This is a genomic window from Bacillus sp. FSL M7-0307 (assembly GCF_038627835.1).
GTDB lineage: Bacteria > Bacillota > Bacilli > Bacillales > Bacillaceae > Bacillus > Bacillus altitudinis.
This window is the reverse complement of the sequence record NZ_CP152023.1, coordinates 1,231,016-1,251,356: the sequence shown is the minus strand read 5'-3', so window position 1 is coordinate 1,251,356 and position 20,341 is coordinate 1,231,016. Positions and strand designations below refer to the sequence as shown.

Genomic DNA, 20,341 nt, shown 5'->3' with positions numbered 1-20,341 from the left:
TCTTCCTTTCTTACCGATTCCAAGCAATAAAAAAAGCCCGGAAATCGATCGTTTGATCAAATCTCCCGGGCTTTTATCCCTCCGTGTCCATACGGTCTATTGTCTAGACCCTATGTGTTTTCTCTCGGTCCAGACTGCGCTGCCCGCACGGAACCCTAGAAAACCAATTCATGATAATCAGATCTAGCATAGAGCCGATTCTGTATGAAAAAGTGTATCACACCCTGATATGCCGGTCTACCACTTTGCTTTTCCCCTTCAAATATACTTGTTCATTTTTCGAAAGAAAGTGGATGAAAGCGAAGTATACTAAATGTTAGAAAGAGGAACGACCACATCACTGATATAATAAAACAAGAGGTGGATCAAATGATGATGACCGACGAACAAAAACACGAATTTTATCAAGCACTTGTTGATAAGAATCCGCAATATGACGGCACGTTTTTTGCTGGTATTAAAACAACCGGCATCTTCTGCCATGCCACATGTACTGCTAGAAAACCAAAATATGAGAACTGCGAGTTTTTCTTTACAGCAGAGGAGGCGCTGCTTGCAGGGTATCGGCCGTGTAAGCGATGCACGCCTTTAACATATCCTAACAGCATTCCAGAAGAAGTCAAAACACTTGTATCAGCAGTTGAAGAGAGTCCTGAGAAACGATGGAAAGAAGAAGATTTTCGACAATTAGGGATTCACTCTGCAACAGCTCGGAGAAAATTTAAAGAAATCTATGGAATGACCTTTGTTCAATATGCTAGATCACGCCGAATGGGGCTAGCGTTTAAAGAGATTCTGAACGGAAAAAAAGTCATAGATCAGCAAGTCACCTTCGGTTACGAGTCTTCCAGTGCCTTCAATGATGCCTTTACGAAAATCATGGGAAATCCACCCAAAAAGGCGCAAGTCAATATTTTGCATGCGAATTTTATTTCTACTCCGATTGGGCGGATGATGAGCATTTCAGATGCAACCCATGTGTATTTGCTTGAATTTATGGACAGGCGAGGATTAGAAAGAGAAATTGAGAACATCAGAAAAAAACATCATGCCCGTATTTTAGTTGGAGAAACAAACGTTCATCAGCAATTAGCAAAGGAATTGGCCTTATATTTTGAAAAGAAACTCACGCAGTTTACTGTGCCACTTTCTATACATGGCACCCCTTTTCAAAAAAGGGTATGGGATCTTCTCTTACAGATCCCGCCAGGCGAAACGAGATCATATCGAGATCTTGCCATCATGCTTGGCGATCCCCATTTGGTTCGGGCAGTTGGAAATGCAAATGGTGCCAATCAGTTGGCCATCATCATTCCTTGTCACCGAGTCATTCAAACAAGCGGTGAACTTGGCGGATATGGCGGGGGAATCGAACGAAAGAAATATTTACTTCAGTTAGAACAGCGTATATAAAAGAAAAAGCGGCTCTCCTTATGATTCAAGCGAGCCGCTTTTTCCGTCACGAGTAACACTGTAAACATCAATCATTTGATCCCATTTTGAAATGGTTTTTTCTTTTTTCATCCCCATTTTCATTGCGACCTTGACTGACGCTTCATTGTCAGGGCGAATTAAGCTGACCATTCGTCTCACCTTCATTTCGTCAAAACCATACGCAAGACAGCCTTTTGCAGCCTCAACAGCATATCCTTTTCCCCATGCGGATCTCTTTAGCATATAGCCAATTTCAAGCTCTGTTTGTCCTTCGACGTTTTGGAGAACAATTCCGCTTTGTCCAAGTGGTTCTTTCGTTTCTTTTTCTTCAATGATCCACAGGGATGTATGGTACGTGCGGTCATTCTTTTGATTCCAAGCAATCCACTCTTTTGTCTGCTTTTCATCCTTTAGTGAAGGATAATACTTCATGACCTCTTCATCTTGGAACAGCTTTTCATATAAAAAAGGCGCATCGTCTTCATCCATTGTTCTCAGTCTGAGGCGCTCTGTTTCAAGCACGATCCGTGTTTGATGTGCCATTTTTTATCCCCCCTGCTTACTTGCTAAAAATATCCCCGAACAACCCATTTGAATCTGGGGCAAAGTAATGGAAGCCCGCACCCGTTAAACTAGCTGCTAATACGGTCCACATGATTAAACTGACCGTCATCCACATAGCGACTTGTTTTCTTTTCGTACCGAAGCTCATACACATAAAAGCCGCTAAATGACTGCCAATAATAAAAGGACCAATAAGTGCCAGACCAGGGAGACCATACCGTTCCCAAACCTTTCTGGCTTTCAGCTGTTTTTTCTCTCCTTTTTCATCATGTTTCTCCTCTTTCCTCTTCAGCCACCACGCTTTAAATCGGTCCACGAAGACGATGAGTAGCAAGACGGTAAGAAAGTTGCCGACGAATCCAATAACTGCCGTTGTCACAGGATGCAGACCACTTAAAATCCCCAGCGGAACGACACCAACCACTTCAAAGAAAGGTAAAGCAGCCAATATAAAAACGAGTACATACCCCCATACAATATCCAATCACAGAACCCCTTTTCATTTTTGTCCTCTTCTCATTGTAAAGAAAAATGTGATCCCATATCTACATTTTTTTAGAAAAAGAAAAGCACATCGCAAGTGATGTGCTCTATTTACATTAAATGTTCATTTTTCTTGTTTGTTTTCCGTAAAAAAGCAATTGTGAGCAAGACTAAAATCACAATGGATACCAGACTTGTGAAAAGAAGCATGAGAGGTGATGTCCATCCAAGCCATTCGAATAGGAGTTGCGGTCCAAAGAAGATCACCGGAATGAGCGACACCATATTCGCCTTTAATATGGCATTTAATAAGACAATACACAGCAGCAACAGAAGAATGACGCACCATCTTTGGCTCGAGGTCAGCACAAGTAAAGGAGTACCAAGTTTTTGGTCCAATAATTTCACTGTGATCAAGGCTGTCATCTGAAAAACACCTAATATCCAAAAGTAAAAGAATGCCCTCCTGCTTGTTTGAAAGGCAGAAGCTCTAAACATCACAATGGTCATGATCACATTGGCCACTATGATGAGCGGATAACCAATGAGTGCATACCAAGAATACGATAAACTTTGACTGATGGCATCTGCTAACATCATGTAAAAAAGAGATCCAATTAAAAAAGCACTGACAAACGGAACCCAGTCTTTATGATTTCTAGAGAGCTCTTTTGCTAGCTCATCAGCAAAGCCCCGTGGATCTCCTCCAAATACATCTTCCCCTGTTTTCCCCTCTTTCTCAGCTTCGACAGCGTGTGTCGTTAATTCATCCATCACTTCGTCGATCTCGTCCTGATTTTTCCCTTTTGATATGAGATAGAGTTGCAGCTCTAATAAGATGTGTCTCGTTTCTTTTGTTACCATCTTCTCACTTCCCTTTATGTAATAATCGCTCTACATTCCCTGACAGCTCATTCCATCGCATGGTAAAATCCGTCAGCGCTTCTTCGCCTCTTTGTGTGAGCGTATAGTATTTCCTTTTCGGCCCGCTCGCCGATGCTTTTGTGGACGTATGAACTAGTTGTTCTTTTTGCATGCGCAGCAAGATCGGATAAATACTGCCTTCACTAATTTGATCAAACCCATAGTGCGCAAGCTTCTTTGTCATTTCATAGCCATAAATTTCACCTTCAGAAATAATCGACAGTAGGCATCCCTCTAGAATTCCTTTTAGCATTTGTGTTGATTGTGTCATCATCGATCCTCCACTTTCAGTACCTTGCATGACAAGATAGTTTGATCTTACCACACACTATCTTGCCATGCAAGATACCGACTCAGAAAAAAATCACCGCTTAAAGGGTGATTTTTACGCCCAAGGCTTATCCGTCCCAAGTGCGTCAGCCAAAGCTTTACTATGCTTTCGGCGGCTTTTTCTTTCCTCTGCCCGCTGCTTCGCTGTTTGATGAAGCATGATTTCTTCCTCTGTTTCCGGCATGACTTGTGGAACTCGTTTTGGCTTCCCGTTTTCATCAAGCGAGACAAAGGTAAGAAATGAAGTTGCTGCGAGTCTGCGCTCTCCAGACATCAAGTTTTCCTTAATGACTTTGACGAATACTTCCATAGAAGATGTGCCGACCCATGTCACATAAGATTCTAAGCAGACGGACTCTTTCTGTCCAATCGGCTCTAAAAAATCAACTGAATCCATTGATGCGGTGACTGTTTCACTACGGCTGTGTCTTGCTGCCGAGATGGAAGCAATGTCATCTATATAACTCATTAATTTCCCGCCAAATAACGTTTGGTGGTTATTCGTATCGAGGGGGAATACCCTGCTGGTTTTCACAACTTTTGATTCCTTGCAGTATTTGAAATTTTCTTCACTCATCGTCATAGCTCCTTCTTGCTGTTTTCGTTGATGCGGAACGACTTTTATTAAACACTATTCTATTAGGTTTGTCTAAACTTTTTGCTTTAGTCTCTCATGAGAGATTTTCTTTCGGAAATGTTTCAACATTTACTAGAAGGAGGAATAATATAACTATCGATAAACAAGGAGGCCTTTGATGGATTCTATGAAATCAGAGAAAGTGTATAAAACGCCGCAATGTATGAGTGAATATGATGATTTACAAGAAGTCCTCTTATGCAGTCCAATTTATATGGAAATTAAACAGATCATCAATGAAACCCAAAAGCATTTTGCAAGAGAAAATATTTCTCAAATCAAAGCCCTCACGCAGCATAAGCAATTCATCCAAACGCTGAAAAACCATCATGTCCGGCCTGTCCTTCTTCCTGCAAATGAACGATTCCCTGAACAAGTCTTCACTCGGGATATTGGATTTACAATTGGACAGACTTTATTTGTTTCAAACATGGCAGCCCCTGTCAGACAAGGAGAAGAACATTCCTTAAAAGAATGGGCACAGACAAAAGGATGGACAACCATCACGCTGGATGATGGAACGATTGAAGGCGGCGATGTGCTTGTAGACCAAACACGGGTATTTGTGGGGATCAGCAAAAGAACAAATCTAGCCGCCATCCAGCAACTCAAAAAAGAACTGCCGAATCACGACATCATTCCTATTCATCTTCCTTCTCACATTTTGCATCTTGATTGTGTGATGAATATTCTTTCTTCTCATGAGATATTGATTTACCCTGAAGCTTTTACGGAAAAGAATCTTCATATACTCAAAAAGCATTATGATCTCATTGAAATAAGTGAGCAAGAGCAGTTCACACTTGGACCAAATGTTTTGTCCATTGGTCAGAAAAAAGTCATCAGCTTACCAATCAACCAAGAAACAAATGCTGCATTAACAGCACGCGGCTACACCGTCATTGAAGTGGATTTTTCAGAAATCATTAAATCCGGCGGCTCTTTTAGATGCTGTACATTACCTATTAGGCGTTCATAAAAGCCAGCTTGTTTACTCGCTGGCTTTTTAAACGCTTGTCTGCTTCCCTTTATCTATTTCCTATCATATAAATGACAGGCCACTTCATGTCCTTCTTCGACTGCTTGTAATACTGGCTTTTTGTCCGCACATACATCCATTGCAGCAGGACATCTTGTCCGAAATACGCAGCCGCTTGGCGGATTCACTGGACTTGGAATTTCTCCCTTTAAAATAAACCGCTTGCGTTTATCTTCCACATCAGGATCTGGAATCGGGATAGCAGACAGCAATGCTTGTGTATATGGATGAAGCGGTGTTTTATATAAAGCATCACTGCTAGTCATTTCCACGAGATGTCCTAAGTACATGACACCGATTCGATCGCTAATATATTTGACCATCGATAAATCATGGGCAATAAATAAAAACGTCAATCCTTCTTCTTTTTGCAGTTTTTTCAGCAAATTCACGACCTGAGCTTGAACGGATACATCTAGTGCAGAAATCGGCTCATCTGCCACGATAAACTTTGGCGATAAGGCTAGTGCTCTAGCAATCCCTATTCTTTGCCTCTGTCCTCCGCTGAATTCGTGAGGATAGCGTGTAGCAAAATCATGACTTAGCCCCACCGCTTCAAGCAGTTCCTTCACACGTGCGAGCCTTTTCTTTTGACTGCCATACAATTGGTGGATCTCCATCGGTTCCAGCATAATATCTTTTACAGAGAGCCTAGGATTTAAAGAAGAATACGGATCTTGAAACACCATTTGAATTTGTCTATTGAAATCAAATGATTCTCGGTTCGATAAGTGATGGAGACTTTTCCCTTCATACAAAGCTTCACCTTCTGTCGGGTCATAAAGCCGCATGAGCACTTTTCCAAGTGTAGATTTACCGCAGCCTGACTCACCAACAAGACCAAAGGTTTCGCCTTGTTTCAGCTGAAAGGTGACACCATCTAATGCTTTTAACGTTCTTCCTTTCGATAGATGAAAATGCTTTTTTAAGTTGTTGACTTGCAGAAGTGGTTCACTTCCCATCACATCTCCCCCTCTCAGCTTTCAAATACCGCCTTGTTCCTGCCCATTCCTGTTCATATGAAGTACCAGAAAGAGAAAGAAGTTCAATCTGTCTGCCCGTTTTAGGCGAGTGAAGCATCATGCCATCTCCAGCATACATCCCTACGTGGCGAACAGCTCCCTTCCCATTGTCATTGGCAAAAAACATGAGATCACCTGGCGCTAAATGGTTTGATGCGACTGGAGTTCCTTGAACTGCTTGGTCACTTGCGTCTCTCGGTAATAAACATCCACACGCTTTGTACATGCTGTAAACAAAACCCGAACAGTCGTAGCCATAGCTGCTCATGCCGCCCCACAAATATGACAGTCCAATAAATTGTTTTCCTATGGCTAAAGCATCCTTACCGCTCATAGAAGAAGGTGATGAAGCGCGGCGCACATCTTCTTTTTTGATTTCTCTTCTTCCTACTGGAGTCAGAACATCAAAGGAATCGCTCATTTCTTCAACAGGTGCTAGTTCTGTTAGAAAACTAACCTCCATATTCGGTGTTCCGTTTTGATATAAAACCGCTTTTTTCTGACAAACAATCAAGGGACTAGCAGGTGGTTCACTCTCTGATACTTCATTTAATTGCTCTACAGGGATATAACCTGGGTAGCCTTGCGGGTGTTTCCGGCTTGCCTGCTGCGGGATGACAACTTTCATCCAGCCATCTGTCTCCTCCAGCCCAATGACTCGTTCGCCAAGCAGTACTTGGGTTTGAATAAGGTTTTCTTCACATAAGGCCAATTTCTGTTCATATGTTTGCTGATCAATCCATTCTTTGATCTGGACGGAACTTTGAAGAACGTGTCGATCCATATCTCTCGGCGACTGCGGTGCTGTCCATATATTTGCGACTGGAACCTTTGATTCATATAACATCATAAGACCCCTTTCACTCCTTGAATGCCTAATCCATGATGCGGCGGAAAGAGAATATCTTTTCCTTGATAGACAATTCCTCCGTCTATTAAGTCCTCTTTGAGCATAAGCGGCGCATCAAAATCATAACGGGTAATATTCGGCTGGCTTGCAGCAAGATGAGCGGCTGCGGTAATCCCTAGTTTTGACTCGATCATACTGCCAACCATGCACTTGACGCCGTATGCTTCTGCTAAACTATTGATTTTCAGCGCTTTTTTGATACCGCCTGTTTTCATTAATTTTAAGTTGATGAGATCACAGCTTCTCGTTTCTAACACCTTGATGGCATCATGGAGGCTAAAAATACTTTCATCTGCCATAATCAATGTGTCTGTTGCTTCCGTCACCCGGCGCAGAGCCTCGATGTCTTCTTTAGGCACTGGCTGCTCGACTAGTTCAATATCGAGTGCCTCCATTTTTCGAATGGCCACAATCGCTTCCTTCCATGTCCAGCCTTGGTTGGCGTCAAGCCTGATTTGAATATCCGGCCCGACTTTTTCTCGAATCCGTTTGATCCGCTGAATATCCGTATCTATATCATCTTTTCCCACTTTGATCTTTAAGGTACGAAAGCCTTCAGCTGCATATTGCTTCGCATCCTCTGCCATTTCTAGCGGACGGTTGACACTAACCGTGTAATCCGTTTCCAGCTGATCGCGATAACCACCAAGATATTGATAAAGCGGCAGGCCAGCCTGCTTCGCTAAACCATCGTAAATCGCCATATCTATTGCAGCCTTTGCACTCGTGTTTCCTACAAGTACACGGTCGATCGCTGAAAAGATTTGTTCATATTGTGACAATGAGGCCCCAATCAAGATCGGCCTCATCACAGCGCAAATAGCATAGTCGATGCTTTCCAGTGTTTCACCTGTAATGACCGATGTCGGCACTGCCTCTCCATAGCTGACATCACCTTGATCATAGGTGATGATCACAATAAGAGATGCGGCATCATACACCGTTCTTAATGCTGTTTTGAAAGGCTTCTTTAGCGGTACACTCGTTCTGCTTGTGCGAACATCTACGATTTTCATTTGATCGCCTCTTTCGCTGCAACACCTGGGGAAATATGCAGTTTTTTCCCTGTAGCATCTAATGTAGCCTGCACGCCGATTGGAATGGCGAAGTTTGGAGATGAATGACCGATCCGAAAGCCGCCAAGTGCAGGTTTCTGTTGCGGGACAATATACGTCTCCCATAGCTGATCGAGCGTTAACGACTGCTCTTTCTTTTTCGGCTCACATTGATGAAAATCACCAATGATAAATCCCGCCGCATCATGTAATTTTCCTGCAGATGCTAAGTGCTGCATCATTCGATCGATTTTATATGGTTCTTCGTCAATATCTTCTATCAATAAAAGCTTCCCCTTTGTATCAATTTCAAAAGGTGTACCAAGTGTCGTGACAATAAGGGCAAGATTTCCTCCGGTGATTTCGCCTGAAGCTGTGCCATGATAAAAAGTGTGAAGAGGTGACAGGTGGTTCGTATACGAAAAGGCTTTTGGAGTGAATAGCTGTAAAAAGGTATCTTTTGTATACGGATGAACCTCCTCAAGTCCCACATCAGAGGAGAGCATTGGACCATGAAAGGTCACAAGACCCGTCTGCTGCTGAATCGCTGTATGTAAAAACGTAATATCACTGTATCCCCAAAAGATTTTTGGGTTCCGGCGAATGAGGTCATAATCAATGGCTTCTGCAATTCTTCCTGTTCCGTAACCTCCGCAAGCACAAATCACTGCCTTCACGTCTGGATCTTGAAACATGTGATGAATATCTTCCACTCGTTCATGATCATGACCTGCTAAATAACCATACCGGGAGTCGATATACTTCCCCTTTTTCACCTTTAGCCCTAAGCTTTCTAAAAAAGAAATACCTCTTGCTAATTTCAGCTCATCAGGCGGGCTTGCTGGTGCAATGATTCCCACTCTATCTCCTGTTTGAAGTGCCACTGGCAGATGGTTCATGCCAATCCCCTCTTTCTCTTCGTTTCTTTCAATCTATGGGCATCTTCTTCATAACATGAACAAATAAAGGAACAGACGCTTTTTTCAAAGCGTCCCGTTCTCTCATTTTTTCATTTACTCTCCATCTACCTGTGCCCATTTCAAATCAATGTAACCAACAGGATGACGGACAATGCCCTTTACGCCTTCTTTTTGTAAATAGACTTGGTTATAAAAATGAATGGGAATGATTGGTGCTTCTTCCATCAGAAGTGCCTCGGCATCATGCAGCATACGATTTCTCTTTTGTTCATCTGCTTCTTGACTCGCCTTTTTGATCAGCTGATCATACGTATCATTTGACCAACCTGTCCGGTTCATCGCATTTCCTGTTTGGAAGCTCTCTAAGAAATTGATTGGGTCTGCATAGTCAGCTAGAAATGAACTTTGCGAGAATTGGAATTTGAGTGCCTTTTGATCTTCTGCAAACACATTTGCTTCCATGTTTGCAAGCTTCACGTCTACCCCTAGCGCTTCTTTTAATTGCTGCTGAATGGCTTCTGCTTTTTTCTTATTTTCAGGCTTTGTACTATATGTTAATGTGACGGGCGGCAGCTTTGAATAGTTCTCTTCTTTCAACCCTTTTTCTAATAGTTTTACGGCTTCACTCGTATCATGTTTGACAAGGTCGCCGCCAGCTTCTCTGAAATCTTCACCCTTTGAATCTAAAATTCCTGGTGAAACGAAGGCACGTGCTGGCTTCTCTTCATTTTTCGTCACATACTTTACAATATCCTGAGGGTTGATCGCCATTTGAAAGGCTTTGCGAATGTTCTTATTTTGAAAAGGCTCCATGTTGACATTCAGGCGATAAAAAAACAGCCCTGCTTGATCCTCAATTTGCACATCTTTGCTTTTTAACAGGTCTTCACTTTGTTCTGCCGGAACGAAGGCCGTATCTAAATCTCCTGATTGATACATTTGGTAATCTGTGTTTCGGTCACTGATCATGAGCCATTTCACTTGATCTAGCTTGACCGTTTGTTTGTCCCAATACGTGTCACTTTTTTCCATTGTAAAGCTTTCATCATGCTTCCACTCTGTCAGCTTAAACGGTCCATTACCGACAAAGGTTTTCGCATCCTTGGCCCAGTTCGGGTCCTTCTCCGCTACCTTCTCATTCACCGGGAAAAAGGCAGGGTTTGCGGTCATATTTAAGAAAGATTTCTGCGGGTATGCTAGCTTGACCTCTAGCGTTTGATCATTAACAGCCTTGACTTTTACATCTTCTTTCTTCCCTTTTCCGCTGTTAAACGCTTCGCCTCCTTCAATCATATAAGCTAAGAATGCCGCAGAAGAGCCCGTCTTTGGATCTAGCAGCCGCTTCCACGCATATTCAAAGTCACTTGCTTTGACTGGATCACCATTTGACCACTTAATCCCATCCCTTAAATGGAACGTGTACGTTTTTCCGTCCTTTGAGATGTCCCATTTTTCCGCCATGGCAGCAGATGGTTCGTGCTTTTCATTCAGTCTTGTTAATCCTTCCATTAAGTTATTGAGCCCTTGCCAGGACACATTATTAAAACCAATAGGCGGATCAAATGATGTCGGTTCGTTTTCATTATTTAATGTTAAAACTTTCTCTTCGCCCTTGCTTGAAGATCCTTTGCCTGCTTGCTCATTGGCTGTACATCCTGCAAGCAGCATCACTGCGATAAAGCACATACTGAGAATCCAACCTGTTTTTCTCATGAAAAACTCCCCCTTTGTGTTGAAGATAAAACCGTTTGCTTCGCTCGTTCATCTTGGAGCCAGCAATGTACTGCATGTGTAGGTGAACGCTGCGTTTCATGCGGCATGATATGATCACACACTTTCATCGCAGACGGGCATCGATCGGTATATGGACATCCTTTTGGCGGGGCAAATAAATCAGGCGGGCTTCCTTCAATAGGAATGAGTTCATCTTTCATATCCAGCCTTGGAACGGATTGCAGTAGCCCTTTTGTATAGGGATGCTGCGGACTGTAAAAGATATCTCGCCTTGTCCCAACTTCAACGATTTTCCCCCCGTACATGACGGCCACTCGATCAGCGACTTGTGCTACGACCCCTAGGTCATGTGTGATTAAAATAATCGTCACGCCTGTTTTTTTCTGAATCTCTTTAAATAGTTCTAAAATCTGCGCCTGTATGGTGACATCTAGTGCAGTTGTCGGTTCATCTGCAATCAGCACCTTCGGCTCACAAATAAGAGCCATTGCAATCATGAGCCGTTGCCTCATGCCGCCGCTGAACTGATGCGGATATTGCTTCAGCCTCTCTTTCGGCTGCGGAATCCCCACCAAATCAAGCATACGAAGCGCCTCTTCTTTCACTTCTTTTTTTGTCAGCTTCTGATGCACTTTTGCAGCCTCCATCAGCTGATCTCCAATTGTCAGCGTCGGGTTGAGTGCCGTCATAGGATCTTGAAAAATCATGGAGATATCGACACCACGTATGCTGCGCATGTCTTTTTCAGATAATGACAGCAAGTTGCGATCACGAAACCAAATTTCCCCTTGATCGACTTGTGCGCTGTATGCAGGGAGAAGCCGCATGATACTTTGAGACGTCACACTTTTTCCGCAGCCTGATTCTCCGACAATGGCGAGGGTTTCTTTTTCATACACATCCACATTCACTCCGCGTACCGCTTGAACAGAACCGCCATATGTCCGAAAGCTGACATGCAGATCGATAATCCGAAGCATTTTTCTCATAGCGCCATCACCTCTTCATCTTTGGATCAAGCGCATCTTGCAAGCCATCACCTAAATTATTAAAACAAAACATCGTCAGCGAAATAAAAAATGCCGGAAAGAATAAACGCCACCAGTGACCATTATCTGACAGCACTGTCGGCAAGGCATCATTGGCCATCACACCCCAGCTTGCAAACGGCGCTTGAATCCCTAAACCGAGAAAACTTAAGAATGCTTCAGCAAAAATCGCTGTCGGTACAGTCAGCGTCATCTGGACAATAATCGGTCCCATCGTATTCGGCAGTAAATTTCTGCGGATGATGCGCAAACTTTTTGCGCCAAAGGTTTTCGAGGCAAGGACATATTCTTGGCTTTTCAGCTGAAGGACTTGACCTCTCACGATTCTTGCCATCCCGATCCAGCCTGTGACAGTGAGCGCCACAATAATAGTGACAAGCCCAGGCCCCATCAGAACCATCAATAAAATGACGACAAGTAAATACGGCAGACCGTAAAGCACCTCGACGATCCGCATCATGACATGGTCATACTTCCCGCCCTTATATCCTGCAATACCGCCATAGATGACACCGATCGCAAAATCAATGAGAGCGGCCATCACGCCCACAAATAACGAAATGCGTGCGCCGTACCAAGTACGTGTAAACACATCACGTCCAAGCTCATCTGTTCCAAACCAGTGAGCAGCTGACGGCGGCAAGTTTTGCATGGAAAGCCGCTGTTCTGTCACACTATTCGGCGCAAGGAGTGGACCTAATACAGCCATGACGAAAAGAAAAATCAGCACCGATAAACTAAACATAGCGAGTTTATTTTGTTTTAACCGTCGCCAAGTATCTGCCCAATACGAAAGTGAGGGTCTTTTAATGGCATGGACTTCAGATGTCTTTTGTTCTTTAGGAGCAAACCATTCATCTGGCACTTCATGCGCTTGATTCATTTGATCATGCTGAAGGTGTATACTCATGCCTTTCCTCCTTTCTGATGCAGCTGGATCCTTGGATCAAGCAGACGATATGTCACATCTACAATGAAAAGAAGGGTAATTAAGATGATGCTGTAAAAAACAGTGGTTCCCATGATGACAGGATAGTCACGGTTATTAATACTCTCGACAAAGTATTTTCCCATTCCAGGGATCGCAAATATTTTTTCAATCACAAAACTGCCTGTTAAAATACTTGCGACAAGCGTGCCAAGGATCGTGACAACAGGTAAAAGCGCATTCCGCAGGGCATGTTTAAACACAATTTTATAAGGGGAAAGTCCTTTCGCTTTTGCAGTTCGAATATAGTCCTGCGACAGCACTTCAATCATGCTCGATCTCGTTAACCGGGCAATGATCGCCATTGGACCTACCGCCAGTGCAATGGTAGGAAGCACCATATGCATTGGACTTGTCCACATCGCTGTAGGAAAGAGCTTTACATTCACAGCAAGCTGCTGAATTAATAAGGTAGCAAAGATAAAGTTTGGTATGGATATACCGAAAACAGCAATCGTCATGGCGATATAATCAATCAAGCCATTATGCCGGAGGGCAGCCATGATTCCGAGCAAGATACCGGAGATGACAGCAATCAAAATAGAGATAAGACCAAGTTCTAATGAGACTGGAAAACCTCTCGCCAATAAATCATTGACACTTTCAGAAGGCTTTTTAATGGAAGGACCAAAATCAAAAGTAACGATGGATTTTAAATAGATCATATATTGAACATAGAGTGGTTCGTCTAAGTGATAGTAGCTTTCGAGGTTTCGCTGGACAGTTTCGTTTGTATTTCGTTCTTCATTGAAGGGCGATCCTGGGATGACCTTCATTAAAATAAACGTTAAAGTTGTTATGGTTAAAATCGTGGCAATTATGGCAATCAAACGCTTGAGCAAAAAGCTGGCCATCTGCTGTCTCCCCCTCGCTTAACAAAATGTTGTACGTGCGGCAAGCTCTGTCATGACAAGCATGGCTTGGTAGGCTTCTAATATATTCTCTGCTTGGTACGTCACCGTTGTTGTCCCTTCGATGATGGCCGTACCCGGCATTAAATTCGCCCATTCGGCTTGTCCATAATTGGCAAACTCGATTTTCAGCACTGGCTGCTCAGGAGGCGTGAGCGGCTTCATTTGATGAATTTGCTTCATGGCAGCTTCCACTTGCTGCGAGATGAGGGTGCTCACTTTCGCTGGTGTTAAGCATTTCACAGCAGATCTTGAAATGGTTTCTTTCACCGCCACTGTTTTCACGCCAGGCATTAGCTTTTCTGCTTCAAGTGCCGCTTGATCGTCTCCGCATACAAGAATGACCGGAACACCATAATAGCCTGCGACATACGCATTAAAGCCCATTTCACCAATCGGATGATCATTTATGTAAAAATGTCTGACACCAAAAATCATACTGTGAGACATCACACCTTTCATTGATGCCCTCGCATGGTAGCCTAAAAAAACAGCGGCATCATACGTTTGATCTAATCCTTGGACCATTGAATAAGGCTTTACATCACCTGATATGAGAGATGCTTCCTCATGCAATTCTTCAATCAACAGATTATTCATTTTAGAATGGCTATCATTCACTAAAATATCGGTCGCCCCATGTGTAAGAAGAGCTTCTACACAGGCGTTCACTTCACCTGTCATGATTTTTCTACCGCGCTCATAATTGTGCTGGCGGCTATCAACAAATGTATGATCAGCTAGACCAGTAATTCCCTCCATATCGACTGATAAATAGAGCTTCATCCCCATCCCCCTTTAATTAAACTTAAAATTTGTGTATATTTTTCTAAATTTTCTAAAAAATTATATGAGAACTTGATTGATTTTTCAATACAATGTCTGAAAATAAGGAAATTAGACTCATGTAATACAGGTCAAAAGCATTGATGCGAAAGGATTTATTTTACAGAAAAAACACCACTAGCTATGTCTTTAGTGGTGTTTGTCTGCTTCATCGATTTGCGATTTTAGCTGCGCATATTTTTTCATCGTTTGTGTAAATAAGTCATCGAACATTTGCGGTGCCTGCTGCTGAATGACTGCAGCGCCCTCTCCTGTAATTCCGCCTTTTGTTGCGACCCTGTTCACCGTTTCAGCAAATGTCAGTCCTCGTTCAACAAGAACCTGACCTGTTCCTAGCAGCGCATATGTTAAAAATTCATAGGCTTCTTCTAAAGACAGCTCACTATTCCGAACAGCGGCTCTCGCCATTTCTTCAAAGATTGCTGCAATAAAGCCTGGGGAAGAGCTTGTCAAATTACTCGCCGCATCAAACCGGTCCTCTTCCACTTCCCTGACAATACTAAAAGCTGAAAGCAGGTGGTGGAGTCGTTCTTGCGCCTCCTGCCCAGCGGTTTCACCATGCGCCACAAGGGATACACCCGTCCCTACGGCTGATGTCAAAGTGGGAATGTATCTAGAAACCGGCTGATTCGTATGTTGCATTAATTTGTCTAACGTGACAGCCGCTGCCACTGATACGATATGAAGAGATGTCTTTGCGGGGCTCAGCTGATCTATGACATCCAGTACAGCAATTGGTGGTACACAAACAAACACGACATCACATGATGCAGAGATGTCATCTAAAGAGCAAATGTTTACATGCTGGTTCTTCTCTTTCAGCTGTTGCAGCCGCTCCGTTTCACTTCTTGTATGGATCATAAACTGACTGGCATGAAGTACTCCTTTGTCCAGCCATTTTTGCACCATCATATCTGCCATGCTTCCATATCCAATGATTCCAATAGTCTCCACAGTTTAATCTCCTCTATTTTGCTTAGATTCACTACTTATTTTAACAATTTCCCACAATGTTTTCATTTTTATCCCACACTTTTTTCTTACGATAAAGTCAGTATCCACCACATACGGTCAATCACCTTAAACACATACATGTAAAAATCGATGAAAGAGAGTGATCTTGATGACACATCAAAAAGATGAAAAACGCACTTCTTATGAATTACAAACAATTGAACAGCCGAAAAAACATCAGAAGAAGCCAAGTGGCTGGCTGAAGCCATTTGTCAGCGGGATTGTAGGCGGTACGTTAGCGTTAGGTGTTTACGTTCTGACTCCATATGCTCAGCATTCAGAAAATAATTCAACTGATTCGTCAACGAAAACAGCCGCTGTATCGACAAATGATACAAGTACAAATTCGTCAAAAACAACAGCGTCACAAACATCCAATTCGACCAGCAGTATTTCCAGTATGGTCGAAAACGTATCACCAGCCATCGTCGGCATTACAAACTATCAAACACAAAGTCAAACAACCACAGATTTTGGCGATATGAACACACCTTTTGATGGATCACAGCAAAATCAAAACAGCAGCAGTCAAGAGCAAGAAAGCGGTACCGGATCAGGGGTTATTTTCAAAAAATCGGGCAGTAAAGCCTATGTATTAACAAACAACCATGTGATTGAAGGAGCAAATAAATTAACAGTCTCCTTGCATAATGGCAAGACGGTGGAAGGAAAAGTGGTCGGTTCTGACCCGCTGACTGATCTTGCTGTCGTCGAAATTAGCAGCAACGGCGTTACAAAAGTCGCTGAACTTGGAGACTCCTCATCCCTTCGTGCGGGAGAAACCGTCATCGCAATCGGAAACCCGCTTGGTGAAGATTTATCAAGAACAGTGACACAAGGAATTGTCAGCGGTGTCGATCGAACAGTTTCTATGGATACATCAGCTGGCGAAAGCAGTATTAATGTCATCCAAACAGATGCAGCCATTAACCCCGGCAACAGCGGCGGGCCGCTTTTAACAACAGACGGAAAGGTTGTGGGGATCACCAGTATGAAAATTTCTGAAACAGGTGTGGAAGGTATCGGGTTTGCGCTCCCAATCAATGATGTCAAACCAATTGCAGAGCAGCTTCTCACAAAAGGAAAAATCGAACGACCTTATATCGGTATCAGCATGCTGGATCTCGAACAAGTACCAGATGCTTATCAGAAGGAAACGCTTGGACTGACAAACAGTCAGCTCGATAAAGGCGTGTACGTAAAAGAAATCGCTGCTGGCTCACCTGCTGCAAAAGCTGGATTAAAGACAGAGGATGTCATCACCGCCATCAATGGCAAAAAAGTGACAACTGGCAGTGAATTACGCCACGAGCTTTACACGAATGCAAAAGTAGGAGATACCGTCAGCATCACACTCGTTCGTAATGGAACAGAAGAAACAAAACAAGTGACATTAACACAATCTGAATCAAAGCAAGTCAGCTCTTAACGAAAAAAGCAGCTCATAAAAATTGAGCTGCTTTTTTCATGTTCACTTGATTGGGACCAATCTTTGTTCAATTTCTGCTCGTTTGTGCTCTAAAAATGGTGGAAGTGCTAATTGATCACCAAGTTCATCCACGCTTTCATCCACTGTAAATCCCGGACCGTCTGTTGAGATTTCAAACAAAATGCCGTTTGGCTCTCTAAAATATAGGGCTTTAAAATAAAAACGTTCTACAACACCAGAGTTGGTGAAACCGGCTTTGGCTATTTTATCATGCCATTTTTCAAGCTCTTCTGCGTCCGCTACACGAAAAGCTACGTGATGAACACTACCTCTGCCAGATCGCTCAACAGGTCCTTCTGCTTTTTCAATGACATGAATCTCTGTTCCAGCTCCGCCTTGTCCTGATTCAAAAATCGTCACGATTTCCCCATCATTTGATTGTTCACGTGCTTTTTCTGTGAAACCAAGGATGCTCGTTAACACACTGATCGTTTTATCTGATTCTGCGACTGTTAATTCTACTGGCCCCAAACCTCTGATCGCAAAATCAGCAGGAATCTCATCATGCACTGGCGGCTTCGCTCCATCTTGCACGCTTGGTTCTACAGTCAAAAACAGCTGCTGTCCTTCTGGATCTGTAAATTTCAAGGTAGGTCTGCCGCCTCTTAAAGAAGCTGTTTCTTTCTTTACACCTTTTTCTTCAAAGCGCTTTTCCCAAAAGGCGAGTGCCTCTTCTGAAGTGACAATCAGACCTGTGCGTGAGATCGCATTTGTTCCGTCCAGCCGGCGGGCGAGCATCGGTATTTCAAAAAACGTCAGCTCTGTACCAGGTGAGGCGACCTCATCTCCATAAAATAGATGATACATCGATGGATCATCTTGATTGACTGTTTTTTTCACCAGTTTTAAGCCAAGGATTTGGCGGTAGAAATCAACGTTTTTCTGAGCATTTGCTGTTAGTGCTGATACGTGGTGAATCCCATTTATTTTCATTGTGTTCACTCCTATTATAAAATATCTCGAATTCAAGATAATATCCTTATGAATAAAATAGGTCATTTTAGAAGAAAAGTCAACCATTCGGCTGCATCTTTATTGGATGTTCGGCTTTCGCCTATTAAATTAACATTAAATCAAAAATATTCTTGTATTGTTCGCTTTTAAGATAACATTCATCCTAATATATCCAATAAACGAACACTTTTAAATACAAATACGAAAATCAGAAAATTTTTTTAATTCTTGTTTTCCTAAAATCGTATTACAATGAACAAAATACATGTCACAGTAACGTATGAAAGTGATGCAGGAGGTCGTGTGTAATGAACAAAGAACAACCAGCGTTAAAACAAGACATCGGCTTATTTTTTGCCCTATCTCTTGTCATCGGAACAATTATTGGATCTGGCGTTTTTATGAAGCCTGGCAACGTCCTTTCTTATTCAGGAAGCTCAGGCATCGCCTTATTCGCATGGCTGTTAGGCGGGATCTTAACCCTTGCAGGCGGACTCACAGTCGCTGAAATTGGTACACAAATCCCACGTACTGGCGGTTTATATGCCTATCTTGAAGAAGTATACGGTGAATTTTGGGGCTACTTATGTGGCTGGGTGCAAATTATTATTTACGGGCCAGCGATTATTGGTGCTCTTGGTCTTTATTTTGGTTCATTATTAGCTAATTTATTTTCTCTTTCTTCTTTATGGGCTACAACCATTGGCATTATCACCGTTCTTTTTTTATGTGTAATCAACATCATGGGAACAAAATACGGTGGTTTTGTCCAAGGACTGACCACGATCGGAAAGCTTGTTCCAATTGCAGCAATTATTGTGTTTGGCTTATGGAAAGGAAATGAACATATTTTCACAGCCGTCAATGAGAGTATCGCACAAATGAACTTCGGTGCAGCAATTTTGGCGACATTATTTGCCTATGATGGCTGGATTTTGCTTGCAGCGCTTGGCGGTGAAATGAAAAATCCAGAGAAACTGCTTCCTCGCGCGATGGCAGGCGGTATTTTAATTGTCACAGCATGTTATCTCTTTATTAACATCGCCCTTTTGCATGTGTTACCAGCTGATCAAATCGTTCAACTAGGTGAAAATGCCACAAGCACAGCTGCTACAATGCTCTTTGGTCCAATTGGCGGTAAAATTATTAGTATCGGAATCATCATTAGTATCTTTGGCTGTTTGAATGGAAAGGTTCTTTCGTTCCCGCGTGTCATTTTTGCGATGGCAGAACGAAAACAAATTCCATTTGCCAAAGCCATTTCACGCATTCATCCTACTTTTCAAACACCTTGGATCGCTGTATTTGTACAGATTTTGATTGCCATTGTGTTTATGATCGTCAGTAATCCCGAGAAGCTGTCAGAGGTTTCGATTTTCATGATTTACATCTTTTATGTGATGGCCTTTTTCGCTGTCTTTAAGCTAAGAAAACAAAACAAGGGAATGAAGCGCGCTTATAGCGTACCACTTTATCCGCTCACACCGATCATTGCGATTATCGGCTCTTTCTTTGTCTTAATCAGCACCATGATCACCGATTGGCAAAGCTGCCTGATCTCCATGCTGATCGGCATTGCCGGACTGCCGATTTATTACTATATGAAAAAAACACAAAATAAAGCAGAGCGCTAAGACAGCCTCTGCTTTATTTTTTATATTGCTTAATGACCTTATAAGATTCGTTTAAATATCTCATCAGCCGGTATGGCTTACTTAAAACCCGGATGGGGAGTCTTGAAATAAATCCATTCAGATTCGCCTTATACTCCTGCGTCATCCGCTTCGGCTTTGTGGCAATTTTTTCATATACTTCTTTGTAAAATTCCTTTATGATGTCGACTTGCACACTGATTTTCTGATGACACTCTGTACACTCAACGCTTTTCATCTGATCATTCACATAAACGATGCTGTGGAGGGTCTCTTCTTGGCACCGAGTACAGTGTAGGTTTGCTTCCATTTCGGTTTTCTTCAAGATACACAGCTCCTTTCTCGTTTGATGTTGCTCTTTTTATACAATACGATAGCTGTCAGCT

At 42.7% G+C, this 20,341-nt stretch carries 21 protein-coding genes and 1 riboswitch; of the genes, 4 read left to right on the top strand and 17 right to left on the bottom strand.

Annotated features, from left to right (window positions below; genetic code table 11):
• Positions 1–60: 60 nt before the first annotated feature.
• A riboswitch (guanidine-I (ykkC/yxkD leader) is annotated at positions 61–170 on the bottom strand.
• A gap of 199 nt (positions 171–369) precedes the next feature.
• A complete protein-coding gene (locus tag MHI41_RS06335) occupies positions 370–1,413 on the top strand; it encodes a trifunctional transcriptional activator/DNA repair protein Ada/methylated-DNA--[protein]-cysteine S-methyltransferase (RefSeq protein ID WP_326114323.1) in 1,044 nt (347 codons plus the stop codon).
• An 18-nt stretch (positions 1,414–1,431) separates the two neighbouring features.
• Here MHI41_RS06335 and MHI41_RS06330 read toward each other — a convergent pair whose 3' ends face one another.
• From MHI41_RS06330 to MHI41_RS06310, 5 genes are all read right to left on the bottom strand, one after another.
• Positions 1,432–1,977, bottom strand: coding sequence for a GNAT family N-acetyltransferase (locus MHI41_RS06330; protein ID WP_046343353.1), 546 nt, complete (start codon positions 1,975–1,977; stop codon positions 1,432–1,434).
• 16 nt (positions 1,978–1,993) lie between these two features.
• On the bottom strand, positions 1,994–2,482 hold the full coding sequence (locus MHI41_RS06325) for a small multi-drug export protein (protein WP_017367092.1): 489 nt from the start codon (positions 2,480–2,482) through the stop codon (positions 1,994–1,996).
• A gap of 110 nt (positions 2,483–2,592) precedes the next feature.
• Positions 2,593–3,345 (bottom strand): hypothetical protein, encoded by a 753-nt coding sequence (locus MHI41_RS06320; protein WP_342494652.1) that lies wholly within the window; start codon positions 3,343–3,345, stop codon positions 2,593–2,595.
• A gap of 4 nt (positions 3,346–3,349) precedes the next feature.
• The gene (locus tag MHI41_RS06315) at positions 3,350–3,676 is read right to left on the bottom strand and encodes a PadR family transcriptional regulator (RefSeq protein ID WP_017367090.1); all 327 of its coding nucleotides are present in this window, start codon (positions 3,674–3,676) and stop codon (positions 3,350–3,352) included.
• 114 nt (positions 3,677–3,790) lie between these two features.
• Positions 3,791–4,312, bottom strand: a complete 522-nt coding sequence (locus MHI41_RS06310; protein ID WP_008346212.1) for an acyl-CoA thioesterase — start codon at positions 4,310–4,312, stop codon at positions 3,791–3,793.
• 178 nt (positions 4,313–4,490) lie between these two features.
• Here MHI41_RS06310 and MHI41_RS06305 point away from each other — a divergent pair, with 178 nt between their 5' ends.
• Complete coding sequence (locus tag MHI41_RS06305) at positions 4,491–5,351, top strand: dimethylarginine dimethylaminohydrolase family protein (RefSeq protein ID WP_342494651.1); 861 nt, start codon at positions 4,491–4,493, stop codon at positions 5,349–5,351.
• A gap of 53 nt (positions 5,352–5,404) precedes the next feature.
• Here the strand turns inward: MHI41_RS06305 and MHI41_RS06300 are convergent, their stop codons facing one another.
• The 10 genes from MHI41_RS06300 to proG all read right to left on the bottom strand — a co-directional run bounded on the left by MHI41_RS06300 (position 5,405) and on the right by proG (position 15,800).
• Complete coding sequence (locus tag MHI41_RS06300; RefSeq protein WP_017367088.1) at positions 5,405–6,373, bottom strand: oligopeptide/dipeptide ABC transporter ATP-binding protein; 969 nt, start codon at positions 6,371–6,373, stop codon at positions 5,405–5,407.
• Positions 6,363–7,280, bottom strand: coding sequence for an NlpC/P60 family protein (locus tag MHI41_RS06295; RefSeq protein WP_019743453.1), 918 nt, complete (start codon positions 7,278–7,280; stop codon positions 6,363–6,365). The genes MHI41_RS06300 and MHI41_RS06295 overlap by 11 nt, the downstream gene beginning before the upstream one ends.
• On the bottom strand, positions 7,280–8,359 hold the full coding sequence (locus tag MHI41_RS06290; protein ID WP_017367086.1) for a dipeptide epimerase: 1,080 nt from the start codon (positions 8,357–8,359) through the stop codon (positions 7,280–7,282). Before MHI41_RS06290 ends, MHI41_RS06295 begins: the two co-directional genes overlap by 1 nt.
• Positions 8,356–9,297, bottom strand: a complete 942-nt coding sequence (locus MHI41_RS06285; RefSeq protein WP_008346224.1) for an LD-carboxypeptidase — start codon at positions 9,295–9,297, stop codon at positions 8,356–8,358. The genes MHI41_RS06290 and MHI41_RS06285 overlap by 4 nt, the downstream gene beginning before the upstream one ends.
• 114 nt (positions 9,298–9,411) lie before the next feature.
• Positions 9,412–11,031, bottom strand: coding sequence for a peptide ABC transporter substrate-binding protein (locus MHI41_RS06280; RefSeq protein ID WP_008346227.1), 1,620 nt, complete (start codon positions 11,029–11,031; stop codon positions 9,412–9,414).
• Complete coding sequence (locus tag MHI41_RS06275) at positions 11,028–12,041, bottom strand: ABC transporter ATP-binding protein (RefSeq protein ID WP_008346229.1); 1,014 nt, start codon at positions 12,039–12,041, stop codon at positions 11,028–11,030. The genes MHI41_RS06280 and MHI41_RS06275 overlap by 4 nt, the downstream gene beginning before the upstream one ends.
• Positions 12,042–12,048: 7 nt before the next feature.
• Positions 12,049–13,011, bottom strand: a complete 963-nt coding sequence (locus MHI41_RS06270; RefSeq protein WP_008346230.1) for an ABC transporter permease — start codon at positions 13,009–13,011, stop codon at positions 12,049–12,051.
• Positions 13,008–13,943 (bottom strand): ABC transporter permease, encoded by a 936-nt coding sequence (locus MHI41_RS06265; protein ID WP_342494650.1) that lies wholly within the window; start codon positions 13,941–13,943, stop codon positions 13,008–13,010. The genes MHI41_RS06270 and MHI41_RS06265 overlap by 4 nt, the downstream gene beginning before the upstream one ends.
• An 18-nt stretch (positions 13,944–13,961) precedes the next feature.
• Positions 13,962–14,786 (bottom strand): M55 family metallopeptidase, encoded by an 825-nt coding sequence (locus tag MHI41_RS06260; RefSeq protein ID WP_008346235.1) that lies wholly within the window; start codon positions 14,784–14,786, stop codon positions 13,962–13,964.
• 189 nt (positions 14,787–14,975) lie between these two features.
• Positions 14,976–15,800: a pyrroline-5-carboxylate reductase ProG gene (gene proG / locus MHI41_RS06255; protein WP_342494649.1), complete on the bottom strand. Its 825-nt coding sequence runs from the start codon at positions 15,798–15,800 to the stop codon at positions 14,976–14,978.
• A gap of 169 nt (positions 15,801–15,969) precedes the next feature.
• Between proG and MHI41_RS06250 the strand changes: the two genes are divergently transcribed.
• Positions 15,970–17,289, top strand: a complete 1,320-nt coding sequence (locus tag MHI41_RS06250) for a trypsin-like peptidase domain-containing protein (RefSeq protein ID WP_008346238.1) — start codon at positions 15,970–15,972, stop codon at positions 17,287–17,289.
• Positions 17,290–17,331: 42 nt separating this feature from the next.
• On the opposite strand, the gene MHI41_RS06245 is transcribed toward MHI41_RS06250, so the two are convergent.
• Complete coding sequence (locus MHI41_RS06245; RefSeq protein ID WP_342494648.1) at positions 17,332–18,282, bottom strand: ring-cleaving dioxygenase; 951 nt, start codon at positions 18,280–18,282, stop codon at positions 17,332–17,334.
• Positions 18,283–18,611: 329 nt separating this feature from the next.
• Between MHI41_RS06245 and MHI41_RS06240 the strand changes: the two genes are divergently transcribed.
• Positions 18,612–19,937, top strand: a complete 1,326-nt coding sequence (locus tag MHI41_RS06240) for an amino acid permease (RefSeq protein ID WP_008346243.1) — start codon at positions 18,612–18,614, stop codon at positions 19,935–19,937.
• Between the two features lie 13 nt (positions 19,938–19,950).
• Here MHI41_RS06240 and MHI41_RS06235 read toward each other — a convergent pair whose 3' ends face one another.
• On the bottom strand, positions 19,951–20,280 hold the full coding sequence (locus MHI41_RS06235; protein WP_017359142.1) for a hypothetical protein: 330 nt from the start codon (positions 20,278–20,280) through the stop codon (positions 19,951–19,953).
• Between the last annotated feature and the right edge of the window lie 61 nt (positions 20,281–20,341).

Excerpts from the sequence above, each read along its gene's own strand:
- MHI41_RS06335 (WP_326114323.1), top strand. The coding sequence starts at position 370 with ATGATGATGACCGACGAACAAAAACACGAATTTTATCAAGCACTTGTT.
- MHI41_RS06330 (WP_046343353.1), bottom strand. The coding sequence starts at position 1,977 with ATGGCACATCAAACACGGATCGTGCTTGAAACAGAGCGCCTCAGACTG.
- MHI41_RS06295 (WP_019743453.1), bottom strand. The coding sequence starts at position 7,280 with ATGTTATATGAATCAAAGGTTCCAGTCGCAAATATATGGACAGCACCG.
- MHI41_RS06315 (WP_017367090.1), bottom strand. The coding sequence starts at position 3,676 with ATGACACAATCAACACAAATGCTAAAAGGAATTCTAGAGGGATGCCTA.
- MHI41_RS06265 (WP_342494650.1), bottom strand. The coding sequence starts at position 13,943 with ATGGCCAGCTTTTTGCTCAAGCGTTTGATTGCCATAATTGCCACGATT.
- MHI41_RS06250 (WP_008346238.1), top strand. The coding sequence starts at position 15,970 with ATGACACATCAAAAAGATGAAAAACGCACTTCTTATGAATTACAAACA.
- MHI41_RS06275 (WP_008346229.1), bottom strand. The coding sequence starts at position 12,041 with ATGAGAAAAATGCTTCGGATTATCGATCTGCATGTCAGCTTTCGGACA.
- MHI41_RS06300 (WP_017367088.1), bottom strand. The coding sequence starts at position 6,373 with ATGGGAAGTGAACCACTTCTGCAAGTCAACAACTTAAAAAAGCATTTT.
- MHI41_RS06260 (WP_008346235.1), bottom strand. The coding sequence starts at position 14,786 with ATGAAGCTCTATTTATCAGTCGATATGGAGGGAATTACTGGTCTAGCT.
- MHI41_RS06320 (WP_342494652.1), bottom strand. The coding sequence starts at position 3,345 with ATGGTAACAAAAGAAACGAGACACATCTTATTAGAGCTGCAACTCTAT.
- MHI41_RS06245 (WP_342494648.1), bottom strand. The coding sequence starts at position 18,282 with ATGAAAATAAATGGGATTCACCACGTATCAGCACTAACAGCAAATGCT.
- MHI41_RS06270 (WP_008346230.1), bottom strand. The coding sequence starts at position 13,011 with ATGAGTATACACCTTCAGCATGATCAAATGAATCAAGCGCATGAAGTG.
- MHI41_RS06305 (WP_342494651.1), top strand. The coding sequence starts at position 4,491 with ATGGATTCTATGAAATCAGAGAAAGTGTATAAAACGCCGCAATGTATG.
- MHI41_RS06240 (WP_008346243.1), top strand. The coding sequence starts at position 18,612 with ATGAACAAAGAACAACCAGCGTTAAAACAAGACATCGGCTTATTTTTT.
- MHI41_RS06290 (WP_017367086.1), bottom strand. The coding sequence starts at position 8,359 with ATGAAAATCGTAGATGTTCGCACAAGCAGAACGAGTGTACCGCTAAAG.
- MHI41_RS06280 (WP_008346227.1), bottom strand. The coding sequence starts at position 11,031 with ATGAGAAAAACAGGTTGGATTCTCAGTATGTGCTTTATCGCAGTGATG.
- MHI41_RS06310 (WP_008346212.1), bottom strand. The coding sequence starts at position 4,312 with ATGAGTGAAGAAAATTTCAAATACTGCAAGGAATCAAAAGTTGTGAAA.
- MHI41_RS06285 (WP_008346224.1), bottom strand. The coding sequence starts at position 9,297 with ATGAACCATCTGCCAGTGGCACTTCAAACAGGAGATAGAGTGGGAATC.